A 19,174-nucleotide genomic window follows, 5' to 3' on the forward strand; every position below is an offset into this window, starting at 1 on the left:
AGGTCAGGCCACCTCGGACGCGACCACCGGGCCGCCGATCCTGTCCGGCTCGGCCGGTACGGCGGCGGGCTTGGACTGGTCGGGGGTGAGGCGGCCGAGCGTGACCGTCCCGGCGATGAGCAGCCCGGCCGCGAGCAGCGCGGGGACCGCCTTGCCCGCTTCGGTGGGCAGCGACTCGCCCAGCAGCACCGCTCCGGCGGTCACCGAGGTGATGGGGTCGACGACCTGGACCCCGGCGTAGGCGATGCCGAAGTAGCCCACGGCGTACGACTTCTGCAGCAGCACCACGGCGCAGACCAGCAGCACCGGGATGGCCAGGGTGAACCAGTGGAGGAGGTGGCCGAGGTCTCCTTGGAGCCCTCCGCCGACGACCCGGACGAAGGTGGACACGGTAGCGGTGACCGCTCCGGCGCCGACCGCCATCAGCAGCGCCTTCGCCGGGCCCTTCAGCCGCCGGGCCATGGTGAACGTCACGGCCACCACCAGCGCGACACAGCCGATCAGCTCCAGGGCGTGCGCGTCGGACAGGACCGGAGTCACGTTGTGCGCCGGGACCAGCAGCATGAGGCCGAGCAGGCCGACCGCCACCGCGATCGACCCGGCGATCTCGGCCCGGCGCGGGCGTCTGCCGTGCAGCGTCGCGGCGAGCGGCACCGCGAACACGAGGGTCGCCACGCTCACGGGCTGGACGACGACCAGCGGAGCCATGCTGAGCGCCACCGCGTGCAGGGACGCCCCGGTGAAACCGATGACCCCGCCGATCCACCAGCGGGGCCTTCTGACGAGAGCCAGGGTCGCCCCCTCGCTCACCGCTTCGAACTGCTGGAGCGCCGCACCCAGGGCGTATCCCAGCGCGCCGACGAGAGCGATCGCCATTCCCACCCAGGTCATGCGCGCCCGCCGGTGTGTCGAGAAATCACCACGCAAGCTTAGTGGGACCCGGCACGCGTCACGGGAGCCGGTGACACAAGTGGGGCTTTACGGGTCAGCCACCCTGTTACCGTCCTGGATCACCGGGCCCGTTTCAGGACCTCTCGGGACACACGCAGAAAAGGTGGCCCTCCGGGTCGGCGAGCACCACCCAGTCGCCCGGCTGGAACTCCGGCTTGGTCGCCCCGAGCGCGACGTACTCCTCCACCGCAGTGGCCACGTCGGGCACCCGGAAGTCGAGGTGGAACTGCTTGTCCGCGCCGGGCCACGAGGGGGCCTTGCGGTCGGGCACCCGCTGGAAGTAGATGCTCGTCGCGCCGTCGCCGATCCCCGCGTACTCCTCTTCGGCGTACTGCACGGGGAACCCGGTGATCTGGGAGTAGAACTCGGCGAGCTTCTTCGGCTCGGCGCAGTCGATGGTCACGGCGATGAGCTTCGCGATCGTTGTCATGGCGGCCATCCTTCCGCGTATACCTGTCAGGGAGTGTCAGGTAGGGGGCGCCGTGGAAATCGGCGTCACTAGTGGGACCATGAATCGGGCATGTGGAACCAGTCCGGCAAGCGAGTCGTTGGAGCGGATGTGGCACGGGTAGGCGAGTGGATCAAGCGGTTCCTGGACAAACCAGGAAGCGTCGATCTGGCCCCCTTCCAGCGGATCGTGGCCGAGGCCGGCACGCTGGAGGCCGAGGTCTCCCGGCGCGCCGCTCTGCGCCCCGCGGCCGTCGATCCCGGCTGGGTCGGCTCGGCCGACTTCTGCGCCGTGATGCGGGAGGCCGCCCACCGGTCGCTCGGCCAGCGGCCGTACGACGTGCAGCTCGTGGGCATGCTCGCCATGCTGGAGGGCCACGTCGTGCAGATGTCCACCGGCGAGGGCAAGACGCTCGTCGGCGCGCTGACGGCGGCCGGGTCCGCGTTGCGTGGCGCCCGGGTGCACGCGGTCTCGGTCAACGACTACCTCGCCCGCCGCGACGCGGAATGGATGGGCCCGCTGTACGAGACGCTCGGCCTCGCGGCCGGGTGGATCGCCGAGACCTCCACCCCCGAGGAGCGCAGGGCGGCCTACGCCTGCGACGTCACGTACGGAGCCGTCAGCGAGCTGGGGTTCGACGTGCTGCGCGACCGCCTGTGCACGGACCCGGCCGAACTGGTCGTGCCCGCCCCCGACGTCGCGCTGGTGGACGAGGCCGACTCGGTCCTGGTGGACGAGGCCCGCGTGCCGCTTGTGCTGGCCGGCACGGCCGACCCCGGCACGGCGCTGCCCGAGATGGCGGCCCTGGTGCGGCGGCTGTCGCGCGGCTACCACTACACGATCGACGAGGAGGGGCGCAGCGTCTTCCTCACCCCCAAGGGCACCGACACGGTCGAGAAGGCCCTCGGAGTCGACCTCTACGAGCACCCCGGCGTGGTGACCCAGGTCAACCTCGCCCTGCACGCCCACGCACTGCTGACCAGGGACGTCGACTACATCGTGAGAGACGGCCGGGTCCACCTGATCAACTCCTCGCGCGGCCGGGTCGCCGTGCTGCAGCGCTGGCCGGACGGGCTGCAGGCGGCCGTCGAGGCCAAGGAGCACCTGCCGGCGTCGGAGACGGGCGAGATCCTCGACTCGCTCACCGTGCAGAGCCTCATCCGCCGCTACCCGCAGGTGTGCGGCATGACCGGCACCGCGATCGCCGTGGCCGATCAGCTGCGGGAGTTCTACGACCTCAGGATCGCGGTCATCCCGCCCAACAAGCCGTGCGTACGGGTGGACGATCCCGACCGGGTCTTCGCCACGCTGGAGGACAAGGAGCGGGCGCTGCTTGAGGAGATCGAGACCCGGCACGCCGCCGGGCAGCCGATCCTCGTCGGCACGCTCGACGTCGCCGAGTCCGAGCGCCTGGCCGAGGCCCTGGAGACCAGGGGGCTGAGCGCGGCCGTGCTCAACGCGAAGAACGACGCGCAGGAGGCGCAGATCATCGCGAAGGCCGGCCGGCGCGGCGCGATCACGGTCTCCACGCAGATGGCCGGGCGCGGCACGGACATCCGGCTCGGCGCGGGCGACCCGGACGAGGAGCAGGAGGTCGCCGCGCACGGCGGGCTCTACGTCATCGGCACCGGGAGACACGAGAGCAGCAGGCTGGACGACCAGCTGCGCGGCCGCGCCGGACGGCAGGGCGACCCCGGCGGCTCGGTGTTCTTCGTCAGCGGCGAGGACACACTCCTCACCGCGTACGCGCCGGACCAGTCGCTGCCCCCGGCCGGCCGCGACGGCGTCGTGCACGCCGCGGACGCCGCGGGGCTGGTGGCACACGCCCAGCGCGTGGCGGAGGGCGTCAACCTGGAGATCCACCGCAACACCTGGCGCTACACGCGGATCCAGGAGCGCCAGCGGGCGGAGGTGCTGGAGCAGCGCGACCGCGTCCTGCACGGCGACGCGGGGGCGCGTGCCCTGGATCAGGCCTGCCCGGAGCGTTACCGCGAGCTGTGCGAGACGGCGGGCGAGGAGACGGTCGAGCGGGCCGCCCGGCAGATCGTGCTGTATCACCTCGACCGCTGCTGGACCGAGCACCTCGGGTTCCTCGCCGACCTCCGCGAGGGCATCCACCTGCGGGCCCTCGGGCGGATGAACCCGCTCGACGAGTTCAACCGTGAGGCCGTTCCGGCCTACCGGGCGATGCTCGACGAGGTCGGGCGGCGTTCCAAGGAGACCTTCGAGAAGGCCGACGTCACCCGGGACCTCGCGGAGCAGGGTCTCAAGCGGCCCACGGCCACCTGGACCTATCTCGTGCAGGACAACCCGTTCGGCTCGGAGTGGGACCGCGTGCTCAAGCGCGTGGCCGGGTCGCTCAAGCGCCGCAAGCGGTAGAGGTCGGCGGGCCGCCGAGGCGCGGCGGCGACCGCGTCCCGCTACTGCCTGCGGTGGCGGCCCTGCTGGTGCGAGCCTCTATGGGCGTGGGCGTGGGCGTGGGCGTGGGCGGGCCGGCTCAGCACGGCCTTCGCGCCCACGGCGACGAGCGCGCACACCACGATCGCGACCGAGAAGGCGGGAGCGGCCGCCTCTGCCGGCTGTCCGTCCACGGCAGACACGGGGACGAACGCGGGGGAGGCCGTCACCTGGCCGTGCCTCGCCGCCTTCACGGTCTTCTGCGCGGTCGTCGGGGTGCTCTTCTGCGTGGTCTTCCCGGCGGCGGTCAGGGCGGGGTTCGCGGAGAGGTTCACAGAAGAGCTCGCGGCAGGGGTGACGGCGGCGTTCGCGGCAGGGTTCGCGGCGGCCTCGGCCTGCGTGTCCGGCGAGGCGGGCATGTCCGGCGTGTCCGGCACGTCCGCTGAGACGGGCGTGTCCGGCGCAACGGCCGCGGAGGCGGCGGAGGCCGGGCTCTCCTTCACGCCGGCCGTGGGCAGGGGGGCGGAGTCCTGCGGCGCGACGGCAGCGGAAGCGGCAGCAGCGGCAGTGGGGGCCGCAGCGGGGGCGGGAGCCCTGGTGGGGCAGGGCGGCGGAGGCTTCGGCTGGTCCTTGACCCCGTACGCGCCCGTGGAGAAGGGCTTGGGCTCTCCCGTCTTGCCGCGGCCCTTGCCCCACTGGGTGATCACGTACTTCACCGGGATGTGGCCGAGCCCGCCCGAGTCCTCGACGGTGAGCGAGCCGGTGTCCCATTTGCCGCCGGTCAGGTCGGCGAACGTCTTGCCGTCGAGGTCGAGCATGACCCCGCTGCTGGAGGGAACGCCGGGGCCGCGGTCACCGATGAAGAAGTCGGCCTTCTTCCCCTTGTAGACCACATAGCCCTTGGTGCCCATCGGCCAGCTCGGGCTGGCGGCCAGGCCCTCCTGCATCGGCTCGCCCGACGCGGGGGCGCCGGTGTCGCCGTTGACGCCCGACCCGTCGTCCCAGAAGTACGACGCGGTCGTCTTGCCGGTGTACAGGACGGTGCGGCCCTCGGCGGTCGGGCAGCCGACCTCGGGAACGGCGGCCGCGTCGGCGCCGTCGGTGGATGTGTGCTGGGAGCCCGCCGGAACGGAGCGGGCGGAGGCGTCCTGCCGATGTGGGGACACGGCGAACGCGTGGTGCGTCTCATCCTTCGCCGGGCTCATCTGCTCCCGGAGGACGTTCTGAGGGTCCGCGTAGCTGGAAATGGGGGATCTCCTGACTGGTCACGGCTGGGTAACCGGACACTAAGCCAAGAACACCCCAAATCTCGACATCTGAGGCGAAAGTTTTACTTTCTGGACGAACTCCCCATCAAGTGGCAAAGTCAGACATGACGCGCCCCCCTTCCCCGGGGGCCGGAGAGGGAAGGAGGACACGCCACGTATCGGGATCAGGACGAGAGCAGGCGAGCCCGCAGCCCGGCCCCGAAGGCGGTCGGGGTGCCGTTGTAGTCGCTGATCAGTGACGGGCCGGTGGAGCAGTCCCAGGCGTTCCAGGTCCAGCCGAGGTAGGACAGGCCCTTGGCGTCGAACCAGTTCATGACCTGGTCGATGAACCCGTGCGAGCAGGTGTTCTCACCGATCTCCCCGGCCACCAGCGGGACCTGGGCCGCCACCGGCGCGAGCTGACTGTCCCAGCACGAGGCGCTGACGCAGGAGTTGAAGTTGTACACGTGCCACGCGGCGGCCAGGTTGTTCCGCGAGTCCGTGGGCTTGTACTGCAGCCACTGCGACAGGTCGTTGGAGTAGGCCAGGCCGCCCAGCATGATGATGTTGGTCGCACCGGTGCCCCGCACCGCGTTCACCAGGGACTGGAAGCCCGCCACCTGGTAGGGGATGCCGGAGCAGGTGCCGCCGTCGCGCCAGCAGGCCCACCCCGAGGCGGCGCTCCCGGTGGCGCGCTCCGGATAGGGCTCGTTGAACAGGTCGAACACGACCTCGTCACGGCCCTTGAACGCGTTCGCCACCCCCGTCCAGAACTGCGGGGCGTACTGCGCGTCCGGCATCGGCTTCTGGCAGGAGGCGTGGACGTCGGAGCAGCCCGAGGAGTTGCCGGTGTACTGACCGTAGTTCCAGTGCATCTCGACGATCGGGGTGATGCCCTTGGCGACCAGCCGGTCGACGTACGCCTTGACCTCGTTCTGGTAGGCGGCGCCGCCGTAGGAGGACTGGATGTTGCTCAGGCCGAGCCAGCACTCCTCGTTCAGCGGGACGCGGACCGCCCGGACGTTCCACGCCTTCATCGCGTCGATCGCCGCGTTGTCGACCGGGCCGTCCCAGACGCCGCGGCCCTGGACGCACATGAACTCACCTCCCGACCGGTTGACCCCCAGCAGCCGGTACGGCGTGCCGGTCGCGGCGTTCACGATCTTGTTGCCCGACACCTTCAGCTTCGGCGCCGTCCCGGTGGACGGGCTGGCGGAAGGACTGGGCGACGGACTGGGAGACGGACTGGGTGATGTCGAGGGCGAGGGGCTGGGCGAGGGACTGCGCGACGGGCTCGGCGACGGGCTCGGCGACGGGCTGGGCGAGCGGGAAGGCGAGGCCGACGGGGACGGCGACGGCGACGGCGTGCCGCCGTTGCAGGCGACGCCGTTCAGCGCGAAGCCGGTCGGCGCCGGGTTGCTTCCGGACCAGGATCCGTTGAAGCCGATGCTGGTCGAGCCGCCGGTGGACAGGGACTTGTTCCAGTCCATCGCCGTCGCGGTCACGGTGCTGCCCGACTGGCTCCAGGTGGCCGACCATCCCTGGGTGACCTTCTGACCGCTGTCGGGGAATGTGAAGGTGAGCGTCCAGTCGCTCAGGGCGTCGCCCAGGTTCTGGATGCCCAGGTTGGCGGACATGCCGCCCGGCCACTGGCTGGCCGTGTAGGTGACCGTGCACGCCACCGCGGCCTGGGCCGCCGGCGTGTTGCCCACGGCGAGTCCGCCTGCGGCGATCAGCCCCAGGGCGGTGAGGATCGCGCCTCTGCGTCGCATGCTCCGTCCTTCCATAGAAGACCGGAGCGAAGCGTCGTGAACTAGACCGGTTAAGTCAAAGGTGCGCCGGGCGCCACCCCCGCTGAGCTGGGCGCGCCCGCCGCGCACAGGTGAAATTTTCAGCCGGGATCCGGCCCGGCGCGCCGCCTCAGGGGCGCCCGCCGCCGGCCGCCGTCAGGACGCCCCCGCAGCGCTCGACTCCCTGACGAAGTGCCCGCGGCAGTGGGTGCAGCAGAAGCCGTGGGTCTGCCCGTCGCGCTCCAGGATCACCGCCTCTCCCAGCGGCACGGTGGCGCCGCAGACCGGGTCGACGACCATGCCGTCCGGCACCTGCGCGGCCGATCCGGTCTTGGCCTCCTCGATCAGGGCGAGGAAGTCCGGGGATCGCCACACCCGCCCGCGCAGGCCGTAGCCGCCCTCCGGAAGACCGATCACATTCACCACGACACGCGGCTCGGAGCGCCCCTCCGCCTCCGCGAGTTCGGCGGTGATCCGGGAGACGAGGTGCTCGCTCATCTCCCTGCCCCACAGCCCGACGATGACGTTCACCACATACCAGGGGTCCTGGGAGCCGTCGAGCAGGGTGTCGCCCGCGATCCAGATCTCCTCCTCACGGACCACCACGTGGGAGAGCGAGTCGAACAGATCCATGACACCGGGGTCCACGGCGGGGGTCGTGCCGTCGCCGGGCGACAGCAGACTCCGCGCCGTGAGCCGCCGGGCGAGCACCCGGCGCTCCCACTCGTCGAACATGCCCTTGGGCACCAGCAGCTCGACAAACAACATCGTCGCTCCGTCCTTCCCGGGAAGGGTCTCTGGGAAGATCGTGCCGCGACGAATCCGCGCTGTCGTCGCACCGGGGAGGGCTCTCCCGACTACCGTGCCGGACGCACTGGGCGGGCGCGCTACGCCGCAGGGAGTAGTCCGCTCCCACCCCGTCCTGCGCCTGCGTGCTCCTGGCTATGCCTGGTCGCCGCGCAGGACGGCGGCGGGGATCGGGATGGCGGGGAACGGGTTGTCCGGCAGGAGGATCAGCCGGCGCGGTGTGCGGGTGCGCTCCGTGGCGTCCAGGTGCAGCAGGGCCGTCCCGATGCCCGCGGCTCCCACCATGTATCCGGTGTCGGCCGTGACCTCCCCCGGCCGCAGCCGCCGATAGGCCTGATACCAGCGGAAGCCGGCCTCGTCGCCCGCGGTCGCGCGCCCGATGAGGTCGATCGCGAGCGTGCGCGCGAAGTCGAGGTACGGCTCGTGCCCCGTGGCCGCGTACAGGCCCACGAAACACTCGATCAGCCCGGCCGTGCCGCAGCACAGGCAGGCCACGTCCCAGTGACCCGAGGGCCGGGCGCCGGGCACGCCGCTGTGCATGATTCCGTGCGCGAGCCGTTCCATCCAGTCGAGATCGCCCGGGTCGCCGGTGACCCGGTGCAGCTCGTGGAACATGCGGGCCACGCCGGCGGATCCGGAGCAGAAGCCGAGGTAGTGGAGCCGGCGCCCCTGCGGGATATGGTGCGGCACGAGCGCGCACCTGTCGGTGACCTCGCTGACCGTGCGGACGAAGTCGGCGCCCCTGCGGGCCGCCGCCAGGAACCGCTCGTCGCGGGTCACGCCGTACAGGCGGGCGAGCAGGAACGCCGTGCCCGCCGTCCCGGACAGGAACCCGGGGGTGACGGCGTCCACGGGCAGGTCGGGGACGGCGTCGCCGCCGAAGCGGTGCCCGGGGACGACGAGACCCGCGATGCGCTCCCCCGCCTCGATGGCCACCTCCTCGTACGCCGGGACGCCGAGGATGCCGGACGCGTGCAGCAGCGCGAGCACGATCCCCCCGTCACCGCGTTGCGCCGGGTCACCGGTCCAGCCGATGCCGTCGCCGAGGGGCCGGGCGTCGCGGACGAGGCGGTCGGCGGCGGCGCGGGCCGCTCCGAAGATCTCCTCGTCGCCCGTCGCCCACCCCGTCTCCGCCATCGCGAAGATCAGACCGGCGCGCCCGTGGTAGAAGGTCGGGTCGCGCTGCTCGGGCCAGGTGACGGCGAGTCTGCGCGCTCCCGCGAGCGCGTCCTGGAGGTACGCCTCGTGGCCGGTGGCGGCGGCGAGTTCGAGGAAGAACAGCACGATACCGGCCGCGCCGGCGTAGAGGGACGCGACGTCACCGGCCCCGGCCGACCGTCCCCGGGGATCGGGGTTGGCCCGCCATCGCCGTCCCAGGTCGTCGTCGATCGCCGCCGACCGCACCCAGCGCGCGGCCGTGACGGCGGCGGTGACGGGTGTCTCGCGGGGCCAGGTGCTCATCACCCCAGTCTCCCACAAAGCTGGTAGGAAATTAAGGCTACTGCTCTTCCACTCGGAAGCCTACGGGGAGTCGTGCGCCCATCACACCGTCCGCGGGGAAACGTCCGGGTGAGGCGCCGCGAGAACCGGGGTCGGCGGCGGTGCGGACGGGAGTCCGAGCAGCGTCCTGGCGTGGGCGATCGCGGCCGGCGTGTCCGGAAAGACGAGCCCGTCGCGGCGGAGGTGGTCGGCCACCCCGAGCCCGCCGAGGACCTCGTCGTGGCCCGGCCGGATGCCCGACAGCAGCACGGTGATCCCTTTCCCCTCCAGCCGCCTGATCGCGTCGCCGAGGACGCCCGCGCCGGTGGCGTCGATCGTGGACACCCGCGACATGCGCAGGATGACCACCCGCACGTCGGCGACCTCCGACAGCTCGAGCAGGAAGCGGTGGGCCGCGCCGAAGAACAGCGGGCCGTCGAACCGGTAGGCCACGATGTGCTCGGCCAGCAGGCGCCGTTCCTCGTCGCCGTGGTCGCCGGTCTCCAGCGGGACCTGCTCGATCTGCGCGCTGCGCGCGACGGCCCGCAGGGCGAGCACGATCGCGACGCCGACGCCGACCGCGACCGCGGTGACGAGGTCGAAGACGACGGTGACGGCGAAGGTGAGGACCATCACCGCGGCGTCGCCCCGGGTGGAGCGGGCGATGGCGCGCAGCGAGCCGACCTCGACCATGCGGACCGTCGTGGCCAGCAGGACACCGGCCAGCGCGGCCAGCGGGATCCGCCCGACGAGGCCGCTCGCGCCGAACACGATGACGGCCAGCACGACGGCGTGCGCGAGAGCGGCCAGGCGGGACCGCGCGCCCGAGCGGACGTTCACCGCCGTACGGGCGATCGCGGCGGTGGCGGGGATGCCGCCGAACAGCGGCGAGACGACGTTCGCCAGGCCCTGCCCGAACAGCTCGCGGTCGGGGTCGTGCCGCTCCCCCACGCTCATGGCGTCGGCGACCGAGGCGCACAGCAGGCTCTCGAGGGCCCCGAGGGCGGCCACGGCGAGGGCCGCCGGGAGCAGCGAGGTGACGGCGCCCGGGTCGAGGAAGCCGATCGACGGCGCGGGCAGCCCGGCCGGCAGCGTTCCGATGCGGGCGACGTCCAGCCCTGCGGCCTCGGCCACGACCGTGGCGACCACGACCGTGAGGAAGGAGAACGGCACCGCGGGCCGCCATCGCGCGCCCAGCAGCATGACCCCGGCGACCACGAGCGCCATCGCGATCGGCACCGGATGCGGGTCGCGCGCGAAGTTCGCGAGCGCGTTCCCCGCCGCCTGCCACACCCGCTCCCCCTCGCCGGTCACGCCGAGTGCCGCGGGCACCTGCTGGAGCGCGATGACGACGGCGATGCCCGCCGTGAACCCTTCGATGACGGGGATGGGCATGTAGCGGGCGTACCTGCCGACCCGGGCCAGCGCGAGCACCAGGAGCACGATCCCGGCGAGCAGGCCGACCGCGAGCACCCCGCCCGGGCCGTGACTGTGCACGATCGGGACGAGGACGACGGTCATGGCCCCCGTGGGCCCCGACACCTGGAGGTTGCTGCCGCCGAAGACGGCGGCGATCGCGCCCGCGACGACGGCGGTGGCCAGGCCGGCCTGCGCGCCCAGCCCGGAGCCGACCCCGAAGGCCAGCGCGAGCGGCAGGGCCACCACCGCGACCGTGAGCCCGGCGATCAGGTCGCGGCCGGGGCTGCGGCGGGCCGGTCGCCAGTCGGCGGGCGAGGGCAGCAGCCCGGCGATTCGGCCGTACAGCCGCTCGGCCGCGCCGGTCACTCGGCCGCCTCCGCCTGAAGCTCGGCCAGCAGCTCGCCCTGGCCGGTGATCATGTCGGTGAGGATCCGCCGGGCCGCCGCGAGCAGGTCCACGACGTCGGGCGTGGCCAGCGAGTAGACCACCGTGCCGCCCTCCCTGACCGCGCCGACCAGACCGGTGCGGCGCAGCACGGCGAGCTGCTGGGACAGGTTCGACGCCTCCACCTCGATCTCGTTGAGTAACTCGCGGACCGGGCGAGGCCCGTCCCGGAGGAGTTCGAGCACGCGGATGCGCACCGGATGTCCCAGGGTGCGAAAGAAGTCGGCCTTGGCCTGATAGAGCGGGACGGGCATCGGGCTCACTCCGCCTCTTCCTCCGCCTCCGGGTTGATCCCGTGGTCGGCGGCCAGACGCTTCAGGTTGTCCAGCCGGCCCGAGGCGATCTGGACGCCGTGCTCGTCGCCGCTCTCGCGTGCCCGCCGCAGCTCCTCGCGCGCCTCCGCGAGCCGGGCGCGCAGCTCCGCCGTGAACTCGTGCATGTCGTCTTCTCCTCCGTCGGCGGAGCTCAGGATATTCACAACATGAAGAATTCTTCAATTCAGCAGCACCGCAACCGCGTCGAGCGGCGTGAGACGGGTTCAGGCGGGGCGCGGCGTGAAGGAGCGCTGGTCACGCCGCAGCGGATGACCCTCGGGGATCTCGACCAGCACGATCGGCAGGCCGTCGGGGTCCTCGATCCACATCTCCACCAGCCCCCACGGCTCCAGCCGGGGCGGGCGGGACACCGGCACCCCGGCCTCCACCAGCCGGGCGTGCTCCCTCTCGACGTCGCGCACCTGCAACCAGATCGCGGGCCCCTCCCGCACGTCGCCGGTGCGCGGCGAGACCTCGACGAACCCCTGCCCCAGGAAGAACACCACCCCGGGGTCCTCGGCCGGGCCGAACTCCCGGTTGACGGCCAGGCCCAGGAGGTCCCGGTAGAAACGACGGCTCGCGGTCCGGTCGGCCGCGCGCAGGAGTATTCGGCTGCTCAGCACTTCCACGTGACGGTCGTGCCCATTCTGGGCATGCGGTTGGGGATGGATTACGGCAAGCGGCGGCCAAGGCTTCCGGGCCCTTAGTCCTACCGTTGAGCGACGGAGGTCGGTGCCGCCGGAGGGGCCGGGAACGGCACACTGGTCGCCGACACCCGTTGTGGATCATCGTGGAGGTTCGCATGACTGAAGACACGGCTCCCGCCGGCATGCCGCGCCTGACCAAGCTCGACCACGAGGAGTGCCTGCGGCTGATCTCGCCCGGCGGCGTGGGCAGAGTCGCCTTCAACAACCCGGCCGGGCCCGTGGTCCTGCCGGTCAACTACACGATCGAGCAGGGCGCCGTCCTGTTCCGCACCGCTCTCGGCGGCCCGATGGACTCCGACCTGCGCACGGGGATCGAGGGGGCCGACTTCATGGTGGCCTTCGAGGTGGATCACATCGACGAGAGCACCCGGGAGGGCTGGAGCGTGCTCGTGCGCGGCGGGGCCCACCACATCACCGGCGACGTGAACAAGAGCGCCGTGGAGTCGTGGCCGGGCGGCGACCGTCCGCTCTACATCCGGATCTCGCCCAACGAGGTCAGCGGCCGGCGCATCCAGCACATGTGATGGACGCCTGGGTCGTGGCCCGGCCGGGGCCCGTCGCGACGCGGCCGCTGGAGCGGGCCGTGCTGCCGGACCCGGTGCCCGGGCCCGGGGAACTGCTGGTCCGCGTCGAGGCGTGCGCGGTCTGCCGCACCGACCTGCACCTCGCCGAGGGCGACCTCCCCCCGAGACGCCTTCGTACGGTTCCCGGGCACGAGGTCGTGGGACGCGTGGCGGGGCTCGGCCCGGACACGCCGGGACCGCCGGTCGGCAGCCGCGTGGGAGTGGCCTGGCTCCGCTCGACCTGCGGCCGGTGCCGCTACTGCCTGCGCGGCGCGGAGAACCTGTGCCCGGCGTCCACCTACACCGGCTGGGACGCCGACGGCGGGTACGCGCAGCTGCTGACCGCCCCCGCGGCGTACGTCTACCCGCTGCCCGAGGACGCCCCGGCCGAGACGCTCGCCCCGCTGCTGTGCGCCGGGATCATCGGATATCGCGCGCTGGCCCGCGCCGACCTGCCTCCGGGCGGACGGCTCGGCGTCTACGGGTTCGGCGCCTCGGCCCACCTGACCGCCCAGATCGCGATCGCCGAGGGCGCGACCGTCCACGTGATGACGAGGTCGCCGGCGGCCAGGGAGCTCGCGCTCCGGCTGGGCGCCGCCTCCGCCGCGGGCAGCGCCGACCCGCCGCCCGAGCCCCTGGACGCGGCCATCCTGTTCGCGCCGGTCGGCGACCTCGTGCCGGTCGCGCTGGCCGCGCTCGACCGGGGCGGCACGCTCGCGGTGGCGGGTATCCACCTCACCGACATCCCGGTGCTGAACTACCAGCGCCACCTGTTCCAGGAGCGCACGCTGCGCAGCGTCACGGCCAACACCCGTGACGACGGGCGGGAGTTCCTGCGGCTGGCGGCCCTCCACCATCCGCGGGTCACGACGACGCCCTACCCCTTCGACGGCGCCGGACAGGCGCTGGCCGACCTGGCCGCCGACCGGGTCGAGGGGGCGGCCGTCCTGCTCATGGACAGGTGACGGACGGCACCGGCTCCAGGTGGAACAGGCCGCCCTTCACGTCCGCCGGGTCGTCGGCCTGGTCGCCGGCCGGACGCGCCCTCCTCCCGGCCAGCGCCATCAGCACGTCGGTGGTGGTGACCAGGCCCCACAGGACGTCGTCCGGGCCGAGCACGGGGACCGCGCCGCAGTCGGCGTCGGCCATCAGCGCGGCGACCTCGGACAGCGGGGCGTCCGGGGCGACCCGGGGACAGCGCCGCCCCTCCACGAGCGTGCGCACCACCGCCTGCGACTGCTCGGCGGGGCCGCCCGACCAGTGCGCGGCCACGTCCTCCCGCCCGAGCACGCCGACGAGCCGGCAGCAGGCGTCGACGACCGGGAGGTGGTGGACGCCGGCCCGCCACATGAGCTCCCAGGCCATCAGCGGCGACTCCTCCGGCTCAACCGTGACGAGCGCCCGGGTCATCACCTCGGCCGCGGTCGTGGTCTCGACGCTCATCGGTCCCGCCCGCCTTCCGCCGGGCCGGTCCGCCGGAGCGCGCCCGCGGGGACGGCCCGGCCCACGTCGTCGATCTCGTACGTGATGGAGGAGTCGACGTCCACCACACCGTCCGCCTGCCAGACCTCTTCCATCAGGGCGCGGAGCTGGGAACGCCGCTCCACGTCGCCGTCGAGGTGGACGATCCCGTCCTCGACCCGTACGGCGCAGTGCCGGGCGTAGCGCGAGGCCACTTCGAGAATGTCGTCGCGGAGGTCCTCCGGGGGCCGGCAGAACGCTCTGATCAGGTCGGACCGTTTGACCAGCCCGGTGATCCGGCCGGTCTCCCCGTCCACCACGGGCAGCTCCTTGATCCCGTTGCGGTGCATGAGACAGGCCGTCTGCCGCAGCGGGGTGTCCTCGGTGACCGTGATCGCGGGGCTGCTCATGATCTGGGCGGCGCGGTGGCCGCTCGCCTTCCTGCGCTCCCTGTGCCGGGACGGCCCCTCGACGATCAGATCGGCGGGCCGTCTGTCGAGGTCCTTGAGCAGCAGGTCGTCGTCGCTCACCATGCCGATCACCCGCCGGTCCCCGTCCACGACAGGGACGGCCCCGACATGGAACCGGCACATGGCGGTGACCACGTCGGAGAACGAGGCCGTCGCCTCGACGGCGACGACGAACCGGTTCATGACGTCGCGGACGGTCATCGGCATGGCGACCTCCTTCGTCCCCCCGATCACGGCCACGCCCCGACAACGGCCACGCTCCGATCACGGCCACGCCTCCAGCCTTGGCCATGACCGGAGGCGGGGCGACCGGCGAACGTCCCCCTACGGTGGGACCTATGTCCCAGGTGTGCCATTCAGCCGAGAGCCGCCAGTACCGTGTGAGTTGTGCAGAATGCCGCGATCCTCACCGTCGATGACGATCCTTCCGTCTCCCGGGCGGTGGCTCGTGACGTACGCCGCCGATACGGCGACCGCTACCGGGTGATCCGAGCCGAGTCCGGCTCCAGCGCGCTCGACGCGCTACACGAGATCAAGCTGCGCGGCGAGCAGGTCGCCGTCATGCTGGCCGACTACCGGATGCCCCAGATGAACGGCATCGAGTTCCTCGAAGCGGCCATGGACGTCTTCCCGCTGGCGCGCAGGGTGCTGCTGACCGCCTACGCCGACACCGACGCGGCCATCAGCGCGATCAACATCGTCGACCTCGACCACTACCTGCTCAAGCCGTGGAACCCGCCGGAGGAGAAGCTCTACCCGGTGCTGGACGCGCTGCTGGAGGCCTGGCTCGCCACCCCCGCCGTGACGATGCCGGAGACCAAGGTCGTGGGTCATCGCTGGTCGGCGCACTCGTTCACGGTGCGCGACTTCCTCGCCCGCAACCTCGTGCCGTACCGCTGGCTGCGGGCCGACGAGGCCGAGGGCGGACGCCTGCTGACCGCCGCCGGGATGAGCGAGGCGGACGTGCCGGTGGTGATCACCACGGACGGCAAGGCCCTGGCGCGGCCCACGGAGGCCGACCTCGCCGCGCACGTCGGCATGGCCACCACCCCGGCCTCGGACCTCTACGACCTCGCCGTGATCGGCGCGGGCCCCGCCGGCCTCGGCGCCGCGGTGTACGGCGCGTCCGAGGGACTGCGCACCCTGCTCGTGGAGCAGCGGGCCACCGGCGGTCAGGCCGGGCAGAGCAGCCGGATCGAGAACTACCTGGGCTTCCCCGACGGGGTCTCCGGCGCCCAGCTCACCGACCGCGCCCGCAGGCAGGCGCTGAAGTTCAACACCGAACTGCTCACCACCCGGGAGGTCGTCGGCCTCGAACGGAGCGGTTCGGCCACCCTGCTGCACTTCGGCGACGGCACCGCCGTGACGGCGCACACGATCGTGCTGGCGACCGGCGTGTCCTACCGGCTCCTGGACGCGCCCGGCCTGGCCGACCTGACCGGCCGGGGCGTCTTCTACGGCGCCGCCGCCACCGAGGCCCCGAGCTGCGCCGGGGAAGAGATCTACATCGTCGGCGGCGCGAACTCGGCCGGGCAGGCGGCGGTGTACTTCTCCCGGTACGCCGGCAAGGTGCACATCCTCATCCGGGGAGACGACCTCACCCGGTCGATGTCGCAGTATTTGATCGATCAGATCGAGGCCATCCCGTCGATCGAGGTCCATCCGCGCACGCAGGTGGTCGGCGGCGAGGGCCGCGACCACCTGGAGCGCCTGATCCTGTGCGACGGGCGGACCGGCCTGACGACCACCGTGGCGACGTCGTGGCTGTTCGTCTTCATCGGGGCGGAACCGCGCACCGAATGGCTCGGCGACGTTGTCGCCCGCGACGCGTCCGGCTACGTGCTGACCGGCTCCGACCTGCTGGCGGACGGCCGCCGCCCGGCCGGATGGACGCCGTCCAGAGACCCCTATCACCTGGAGTCGAGCATGCCCGGCGTCTTCGCGGCGGGCGACGTGCGGGCCGGATCGGTCAAGCGCGTCGCCTCGGCCGTCGGCGAGGGCGCCATGGCGGTCTCGCTCGTCCACCGTTATCTGGAGGCTCCATGACCGACCATCCGCATGAGCCGACGCTGCCGCCGGACGAGCTGCGCACGCTGTTCCTGTTCGAGGCGCTGAACGACGCGCAGCTCGCGCGGTTGTCGGAGGCGGGCCGGGTGGAGCGGCGGCTCGCCGGAACCCGCGTCTACGAGGAGGGCGACCCCGCCACCTGCTTCTTCGTGCTGCTGGGCGGCACGGTAGCGATGAGCAGGCGGGTGCAGGGCGACGAGGTCGAGGTGAGCCGCACCGCCCAGCGCGGCGTGTACGGCGGCGCCACCCAGGCGTACATCGCCGGCGAGTTCTCCCAGCTCTACATGAACACGCTGACCGCGGTCACCGAGGCGGAGTTCTTCGTGGTGCCGGCCGAGGTGATCGCCACGTGTGTGCGCGAGTGGTTCCCGATGGCGATGCACCTGCTGGAGGGGCTGTTCCTCGGCATGCGCGCCACCCAGACGATCGTCGGCGAGCGGGAGCGGCTGCTCGCGCTCGGCTCGCTGTCGGCCGGCCTGACGCACGAGCTGAACAACCCGGCGGCCGCCGCCGTGCGGGCGACGTCGGCGCTGCGCGAGCGGGTGGCGGGCGTGCGGCACAAGCTCGCCATGATCGCTGACGGGCGGCTGGACGGCAGCCAGTTGCACGACCTCGTGGAGCTCCAGGAGGACGCGGTCAAGCGGTCGGCCGCCGCCCCCGACCTCACGCCGCTGGCACGCTCCGACGCCGAGGACGCGGTCGCCGACTGGCTGGACGAGCACGACATCGTCGGCGGCTGGGACCTGGCGGCGACGCTGGTGGCCGGCGGCCTCGACGCGTGCTGGCTCGACCAGATCGCCGACGCGGTGGGCGAGGAGAACCTGGAGTCCGCGGTCCGGTGGCTCACCTACACGGTGGACACCGAGCTGCTGATGTGCGAGATCGACGACGCGGTCAACCGGATCTCCGGCCTGGTCGCCGCCGCCAAGCAGTACTCCCAGCTCGACCGCGCCCCGCACCAGACGGTCGACGTGCACGACCTGCTCGACGCCACGCTGACCATGATGCAGGGCAAGATCCCCGCGGGCGTTCGCACGGTCAAGGAGTACGACCGGTCGCTGCCGCCCGTCCCCGCGTTCGCCGCGGAGCTCAACCAGGTGTGGACCAACCTCATCGACAACGCGCTCGGCGCGATGGACGGCACGGGCACGCTGACCCTCGGCACCCGGCGGAAGGACGGCTACCTGATCGTCGAGGTCGGCGACACCGGCCACGGCATCCCGCCCGAGGTCCGGCCCCGCATCTTCGAGCCGTTCTTCACCACCAAACCCGTCGGCGAGGGCACCGGCCTGGGTCTGGACATCTCCTATCGGATCGTGGTCAACAAGCACCATGGGGACATCAGGGTGGATTCGCGTCCGGGCGACACACGGTTCCGGGTCTACCTGCCCGTGGACCAGGCCGCCCCGCGGGCCGCCCGATAAGGCCGCCCGATAAGGCCGCTCGACAAGGCCGGCCGTGCGGCCCGGTCGTACAGTGTGGGCATGGGCATGGTCAGCACCGTGGGTCTCGTCCTGCACCCGCAACGCGACTCCGAGGAGGCGATCGAGACGATCGTCGAGTGGGCGCGCAAGCGGGACTGCGCGGTGCTGGGACTGCCCGACGAGGTCGGGCGCATCGACTGCAATGCGATCGCGGTGGACACCCCGGCCCTGGTCAGGCGGTCCGACCTGCTCGTCAGCCTCGGCGGCGACGGCACGATGCTGCGCACGATGCGCCTGATCGCCGGGCGGCCGACCCCCGTCCTCGGGGTCAACCTGGGACGGCTCGGCTTCCTCGCCGAGATCGACGTGGACGAGCTGGCGCCCGCGCTGTCCGCGATCGACGAGCACAGATACACGGTCGAGCCGCGCATGGCGGTCCGGGCGACCGGCCACGACGGCCGGATGGTGACCGCGTTCAACGACATCGCCCTCGTCCGCATCCCCGGCGACGGGCTCGCGGCCGTGGCCGTCTCCGTCTACGGTGAGCCGTTCGTCCGGTACGCCGCCGACGCCGTGATCGTCTCCACCTCGACCGGATCAACCGCGTACAACTTCTCGGCGGGAGGCCCGATCGTCTCCCCCTCCGTCGAGGGGTTCCTCGTCGTCCCGGCCGCCGCCCACTCGGCGTTCAACCGGGCGCTGGTCCTGTCGGCCGACGAGGAGGTGACGCTCGATGTGCTCCCGACCAGCGGGCAGCTCGCCCTGGAGGTCGACGGCACCATCGGCGGTCACCTGTCCCCCGGCGACCGGCTCACGGTGACCGCGTTGCGCGCCGCCGCCCGCGTCGTACGGCTCGGGACGACCACCTTCTACGAGCGGGCCCGCCGCAAGCTCCGCGTGAACGGCAGCGCCGAGGTCGACTGAGCCGCCGGTCCATACGTCCGCTGCCGACGCCCGGGGCAGCGAGAGGGCTACCGAGTTGCGGGCTAGTGCTCCGGCTTTCAGGCTGGGGGTGAAGGCCCGCGTGGCAGGGCCGCCAAGGCCCGAGCGTGCCCTGACGGATGCTCCTATGGATGTCAAGCTGCGAGTTTTTGATCATTTGGTGTGGTGATGATCCGGTAGAGCTCGCGGGCGACGTAGCGTTTGAGGCAGCGGATGATCTCTTTTTTGGAGAGTCCGTCTTTGG

Annotated in this window: 18 protein-coding genes; 6 read left to right on the forward strand and 12 right to left on the reverse strand. The window is 72.2% G+C overall.

The window, feature by feature from the left end:
- Positions 1-3: 3 nt before the first annotated feature.
- Positions 4-891, reverse strand: a complete 888-nt coding sequence (locus tag FLX07_RS25075; RefSeq protein WP_142573981.1) for a DMT family transporter — start codon at positions 889-891, stop codon at positions 4-6.
- Between the two features lie 133 nt (positions 892-1,024).
- Positions 1,025-1,381: a VOC family protein gene (locus tag FLX07_RS25080; RefSeq protein ID WP_142573983.1), complete on the reverse strand. Its 357-nt coding sequence runs from the start codon at positions 1,379-1,381 to the stop codon at positions 1,025-1,027.
- Positions 1,382-1,510: 129 nt separating this feature from the next.
- On the opposite strand from FLX07_RS25080, the gene secA2 reads away from it, so the two are divergent.
- A complete protein-coding gene (secA2, locus tag FLX07_RS25085; RefSeq protein WP_229689708.1) occupies positions 1,511-3,778 on the forward strand; it encodes an accessory Sec system translocase SecA2 in 2,268 nt (755 codons plus the stop codon).
- Positions 3,779-3,819: 41 nt separating this feature from the next.
- Here the strand turns inward: secA2 and FLX07_RS37965 are convergent, their stop codons facing one another.
- From FLX07_RS37965 to FLX07_RS25130, 8 genes are all read right to left on the reverse strand, one after another.
- On the reverse strand, positions 3,820-5,001 hold the full coding sequence (locus FLX07_RS37965; protein WP_223853873.1) for a hypothetical protein: 1,182 nt from the start codon (positions 4,999-5,001) through the stop codon (positions 3,820-3,822).
- A 227-nt stretch (positions 5,002-5,228) separates the two neighbouring features.
- The gene (locus FLX07_RS25100) at positions 5,229-6,815 is read right to left on the reverse strand and encodes a cellulase family glycosylhydrolase (protein WP_142573987.1); all 1,587 of its coding nucleotides are present in this window, start codon (positions 6,813-6,815) and stop codon (positions 5,229-5,231) included.
- A gap of 174 nt (positions 6,816-6,989) precedes the next feature.
- Positions 6,990-7,601, reverse strand: a complete 612-nt coding sequence (locus FLX07_RS25105; protein WP_142573989.1) for a hypothetical protein — start codon at positions 7,599-7,601, stop codon at positions 6,990-6,992.
- A 174-nt stretch (positions 7,602-7,775) separates the two neighbouring features.
- Complete coding sequence (locus FLX07_RS25110; RefSeq protein WP_142573991.1) at positions 7,776-9,101, reverse strand: lanthionine synthetase LanC family protein; 1,326 nt, start codon at positions 9,099-9,101, stop codon at positions 7,776-7,778.
- 81 nt (positions 9,102-9,182) lie between these two features.
- On the reverse strand, positions 9,183-10,904 hold the full coding sequence (locus FLX07_RS25115; protein WP_142573993.1) for a SulP family inorganic anion transporter: 1,722 nt from the start codon (positions 10,902-10,904) through the stop codon (positions 9,183-9,185).
- Positions 10,901-11,236 carry an ArsR/SmtB family transcription factor gene (locus FLX07_RS25120; protein WP_142574046.1) on the reverse strand — a complete coding sequence of 112 codons (336 nt, stop codon included), beginning with the start codon at positions 11,234-11,236 and terminating at the stop codon, positions 10,901-10,903. The genes FLX07_RS25115 and FLX07_RS25120 overlap by 4 nt, the downstream gene beginning before the upstream one ends.
- 5 nt (positions 11,237-11,241) lie before the next feature.
- Positions 11,242-11,421 (reverse strand): hypothetical protein, encoded by a 180-nt coding sequence (locus tag FLX07_RS25125; protein WP_142573994.1) that lies wholly within the window; start codon positions 11,419-11,421, stop codon positions 11,242-11,244.
- A gap of 99 nt (positions 11,422-11,520) precedes the next feature.
- Entirely contained in the window at positions 11,521-11,925 is a 405-nt protein-coding gene (locus FLX07_RS25130) for a VOC family protein (RefSeq protein WP_142573996.1), read from the reverse strand.
- A 173-nt stretch (positions 11,926-12,098) separates the two neighbouring features.
- On the opposite strand from FLX07_RS25130, the gene FLX07_RS25135 reads away from it, so the two are divergent.
- Together FLX07_RS25135 and FLX07_RS25140 are read left to right on the forward strand one after the other, a co-directional pair.
- Positions 12,099-12,527, forward strand: a complete 429-nt coding sequence (locus FLX07_RS25135) for a pyridoxamine 5'-phosphate oxidase family protein (protein ID WP_142573998.1) — start codon at positions 12,099-12,101, stop codon at positions 12,525-12,527.
- Positions 12,527-13,531 (forward strand): zinc-binding alcohol dehydrogenase family protein, encoded by a 1,005-nt coding sequence (locus tag FLX07_RS25140; protein ID WP_142574000.1) that lies wholly within the window; start codon positions 12,527-12,529, stop codon positions 13,529-13,531. The genes FLX07_RS25135 and FLX07_RS25140 overlap by 1 nt, the downstream gene beginning before the upstream one ends.
- Here FLX07_RS25140 and FLX07_RS25145 read toward each other — a convergent pair.
- The gene (locus FLX07_RS25145; protein WP_142574002.1) at positions 13,518-14,009 is read right to left on the reverse strand and encodes a CBS domain-containing protein; all 492 of its coding nucleotides are present in this window, start codon (positions 14,007-14,009) and stop codon (positions 13,518-13,520) included. The genes FLX07_RS25140 and FLX07_RS25145 overlap by 14 nt on opposite strands.
- Complete coding sequence (locus FLX07_RS25150; RefSeq protein WP_142574004.1) at positions 14,006-14,704, reverse strand: CBS domain-containing protein; 699 nt, start codon at positions 14,702-14,704, stop codon at positions 14,006-14,008. Before FLX07_RS25150 ends, FLX07_RS25145 begins: the two co-directional genes overlap by 4 nt.
- Before the next feature lie 180 nt (positions 14,705-14,884).
- On the opposite strand from FLX07_RS25150, the gene FLX07_RS25155 reads away from it, so the two are divergent.
- From FLX07_RS25155 to FLX07_RS25165, 3 genes are read left to right on the forward strand one after another with little or no spacing between them, the layout of a single operon-like run.
- Positions 14,885-16,543, forward strand: coding sequence for an NAD(P)/FAD-dependent oxidoreductase (locus FLX07_RS25155; protein ID WP_142574006.1), 1,659 nt, complete (start codon positions 14,885-14,887; stop codon positions 16,541-16,543).
- Entirely contained in the window at positions 16,540-17,988 is a 1,449-nt protein-coding gene (locus FLX07_RS25160; RefSeq protein WP_142574008.1) for an ATP-binding protein, read from the forward strand. Before FLX07_RS25155 ends, FLX07_RS25160 begins: the two co-directional genes overlap by 4 nt.
- A gap of 60 nt (positions 17,989-18,048) precedes the next feature.
- Positions 18,049-18,912 (forward strand): NAD(+)/NADH kinase, encoded by an 864-nt coding sequence (locus FLX07_RS25165; protein WP_189104969.1) that lies wholly within the window; start codon positions 18,049-18,051, stop codon positions 18,910-18,912.
- Positions 18,913-19,174 lie beyond the last annotated feature (262 nt).

The sequence above is a fragment of the Microbispora bryophytorum genome (assembly GCF_006874465.1).
GTDB lineage: Bacteria > Actinomycetota > Actinomycetes > Streptosporangiales > Streptosporangiaceae > Microbispora > Microbispora bryophytorum.